This window comes from Bradyrhizobium sp., from assembly GCF_049586575.1.
In the GTDB taxonomy this organism is placed as follows: Bacteria; Pseudomonadota; Alphaproteobacteria; order Rhizobiales; family Xanthobacteraceae; genus Bradyrhizobium.
Window position 1 is genome coordinate 1 of record NZ_JBAVCF010000313.1, and the last position, 3,178, is coordinate 3,178.

Consider the following 3,178-nt stretch of genomic DNA (forward strand, 5'->3'; position numbering starts at 1 on the left):
CTAGTGGACTTGACATTCGCTACCCATCTGGCCGCGCACTCGCCAAGCGAATGTCAAATCCAAAACTCCACTAGAAACCCTATATTTGCCAGTGGTTCTTTTGATTCTAACATTCGCAAAAGAGATCGCCGCAACGGGATGTGAATGTTAGAATCGGATAACTGGTATCAGGACCGCAGCCATGCCGCACAAATTCGACCGCACCGCCGAGGACCTGGGTAACTCGATCCACCTCGAACACGTCAATGTTCAGGTGCCGGATCAGCATTTGGCGACGCTGTTCTATGTGTCGGGATTGGGACTGACGCGCGACCCCTATCTGATGACGTCCGACGACAACATGTGGGTGAATGTCGGCCGCAGCCAGTTTCATCTGCCAAGCGGCGAGGCGCAGGTGCTGCGCGGCTATACCGCGCTTGTCATTTCCGGACGGAAAGCACTGCTTGAGCGGCTGGCGTCGGTGGCGAAGAAGCTTGAAGGGACCAAGTTTGCCTTCAGGGAATACAACGACTATGTCGAGGCGATCTGCCCCTGGGGCAATCGCGTTCGCTGCTTTGAGCCCGATGCCGATCGTTTCGGACGGATTACGCTCGGCATCCCCTATGTCGAGTTCGACGTGCCCACCGGCAGCGCCAGAGGCATTTGCGATTTCTATCCGAAGATCATGGGAATGCCGGCGCAATTTGCCAATGGCGATGCAAACGTTGCTTCCGTGCAGGTTGGCAAGAGCCAGCATTTGCTGTTTCGCGAGACCGACCGGCCGCAACCGGAATATGACGGCCACCACGTCCAGATCTACGTCACGAATTTTTCCGGACCGCATCGTGCGCTTGCCGAGCGCGATCTCATCTTCAGCGAAGACAACCCCTATCAATACCGCTTTCGCGACATCGTCGATCTTGCAAGCGGCAAACACCTCTTCACCATCGAGCATGAGGTGCGCAGCGCCACGCACCCGATGTTCCTGCGGCCGCTCATCAACCGCAATCCAGCCCAGACCAACCGCACCTTTGCCGCGGGTTACGATCAGTGGCCGTGGGCGATGGGGCCGGATCAGTACGACGGCTAGGTCTGCAGGGTTCCGAACTCTAACGGCCACATATTCCACTCGCGCAAGCCGCTCCCTTTTTTGCGGCTTTGGTTCGTCCAGTTTAGCTTTCGGTAAGTATGTCATGCCAATCTGGCGCAGTTAGTTGCGTTGGAGTAAGCGGTGACTGAGTTTGAAGAGCTGCACGAACTCGCGGCCCAAACGCGCCATTTCATCGGCGCTTCCCACGACAAGGTCTGGGCGTTGAAAGCCGTCGTCCGGGCGCACGACGTCGTCCTTGGCATTTTTCCTGCCCCCGAAGGACTTGGATTACACGTCATCAAAGGCGACGCGATCCTGCAACAGATTGCCGAAGGCGGCACCCATCCCGACTATAGCCACACGGCGATCGCGCTTTATTCCCAACAGCAGGCGGTTACGTTGCAAGAGCTGCTAAACTAGCTGCCGGTTCGAGCCTTTTCCTCTGCTGCTACTCTCTGCTAGAGGTTGACCGATCTTTCGTGATCGGGAAACGCCATGGCTGCGCCGCTGTCCCTTGCATTACTGTGCGCCCTGTGCGCGATCCTCGCCTGGATCGATATCCGCAGCGGCATCATTCCCGACTGGCTTAATCTGGCGATTGCCGCACTTGGCCTTCTCAAAATCACGATGACCGGCGATGCCTACGCCGCGATCGAAGCCGTCGGCGAGGGTGTCGTGATTGGCGTCCTGTTTTGGCTGCTGCGGCGGCTCTATTTTTCGTTCAGGGGAGTCCAGGGACTGGGACTGGGCGACGTCAAATTGCTGGGCGCGGCGGGAATTTGGGTGGGCATTGCAGGCATTCCGCTCGTGTTGCTGGTTGCGACGATGACGGCGTTGGCCTGTGTCGGCGTCCTGCAACTGTCAGGACGCGCGCTCACGGCCCAGACATCTCTGTCGTTCGGGCCGTTTCTCGCGGCGGGACTGCTGGCGACATTTGTCCTTCAGCAATATGGTTTCTGATACCGCCGGCGTTTCCAACCGAAACCTACCGGTTGCGCGGACGCGCGTTGCCCGCCAACAGCTTTCCATCCTCAGAGGGCCGGACTTCCTCGCGGACCGCGACGGAAGGTTGTGAAAGGCCCGGCTGCGGCAATGCCACAACGAAGCTCAGCTGATCTTTTTGAAACGCCGCTTCCCTGCCCTGGACCGATTGAAGCTTCCAGCCCTGAAATTCCTCACCTACCCGCAGCCGCAGCACGGCCTTGGTCGATTGATCGATAAAGATGCCAAACTTGTCGTCGTCGCCCGAGATCGTGCCGACCAGAGAAAGCTGCGGCTGCTCGGGCTCCTTCGGCTTTGGCGGAACAATCGCCTTCGCCACTGTTACCGCTGAAGCAGGCGGTGCCGGCGGCCGGCGCGATGGCAGGAAGATTGGACGATCGCGGGTGGTGGAGAATTGCTTGATCGGCATCGCCCATAGCGGATTGGCGCTCAGCACGGGCTCAGTGGGCGCGCGCGGCTTCGACGGGGGAATGGTCACTTCCACCACAGTCGTGGTGGGCTCGCTCCAGTTCGAAGGAACCGCACCGTTCGACCTCGCGCCGTCGGGCTGATCGTCGAGCAGGGAATCGGAGAGGGCCATGGAAGCGGATGCGGCCGCGCATAGTGGAAGAGCAAGCACCAAAATCTGGATGGCATATTTACGCACGGTCATTTTGCACCCTGCCACTGGCCGGAGACCCCGAGCAGGAATCGCAACTTGCCCTCGCCTGCGGTTACCACCTGAATGTCGAGCTGATCGATGAACAGAAACGGCATGCCGGCTTCCAGATCGTAAAGCAGGGATTGCAGCGCCGACTGCTCGAGTTCGCAATTCGCGACCATGCTGACGAAGCCGGCCTTGGCGTGCGGGCCCTGCAAGTCAAGCTGGGACGACAGCACATTGCCTCCGGCCTTTGTTACCGCGCTGGCGACACGTTGCAGAAGCGCTGCGCCCGCAACCGTCACCGTCGCGCCTTCGAGAAAGACCGAGCCCGCAGGCGCCCCGGCGTCGCCCGACCGCGCGCCAGCAGCAAGCGGCTTGCGGCCCTCCAGTTGCTCCAGCATCGCGGCCGCTGCCGAGACCGATGCCCGCTGGCTGAGCATGTCGACGAGGGAGCTGACGGCCAC

At 60.0% G+C, this 3,178-nt stretch carries 5 protein-coding genes; 3 read left to right on the plus strand and 2 right to left on the minus strand.

Features of this window, described 5'->3' with window-relative positions; translation table 11 throughout:
- The first annotated feature begins 181 nt into the window (after positions 1 to 181).
- From WB528_RS12015 to WB528_RS12025, 3 genes are all read left to right on the plus strand, one after another.
- Positions 182 to 1,069 (plus strand): hypothetical protein, encoded by an 888-nt coding sequence (locus WB528_RS12015; RefSeq protein WP_423888633.1) that lies wholly within the window; start codon positions 182 to 184, stop codon positions 1,067 to 1,069.
- Between the two features lie 141 nt (positions 1,070 to 1,210).
- A complete protein-coding gene (locus WB528_RS12020) occupies positions 1,211 to 1,489 on the plus strand; it encodes a hypothetical protein (RefSeq protein WP_423888634.1) in 279 nt (92 codons plus the stop codon).
- Between the two features lie 75 nt (positions 1,490 to 1,564).
- Entirely contained in the window at positions 1,565 to 2,029 is a 465-nt protein-coding gene (locus WB528_RS12025; RefSeq protein WP_423888635.1) for a prepilin peptidase, read from the plus strand.
- 25 nt (positions 2,030 to 2,054) lie between these two features.
- Here the strand turns inward: WB528_RS12025 and WB528_RS12030 are convergent, their stop codons facing one another.
- The gene (locus WB528_RS12030) at positions 2,055 to 2,723 is read right to left on the minus strand and encodes a hypothetical protein (protein WP_423888637.1); all 669 of its coding nucleotides are present in this window, start codon (positions 2,721 to 2,723) and stop codon (positions 2,055 to 2,057) included.
- The coding region (gspM, locus tag WB528_RS12035) for a type II secretion system protein GspM (protein WP_423888638.1) at positions 2,720 to 3,178 on the minus strand (459 nt) is incomplete at its 5' end. The genes WB528_RS12030 and gspM, both read right to left, overlap by 4 nt.

Coding starts and splice junctions, on each gene's coding strand:
- WB528_RS12015 (WP_423888633.1), top strand. CDS start 182: ATGCCGCACAAATTCGACCGCACCGCCGAGGACCTGGGTAACTCGATC.
- WB528_RS12025 (WP_423888635.1), top strand. CDS start 1,565: ATGGCTGCGCCGCTGTCCCTTGCATTACTGTGCGCCCTGTGCGCGATC.
- WB528_RS12030 (WP_423888637.1), bottom strand. CDS start 2,723: ATGACCGTGCGTAAATATGCCATCCAGATTTTGGTGCTTGCTCTTCCA.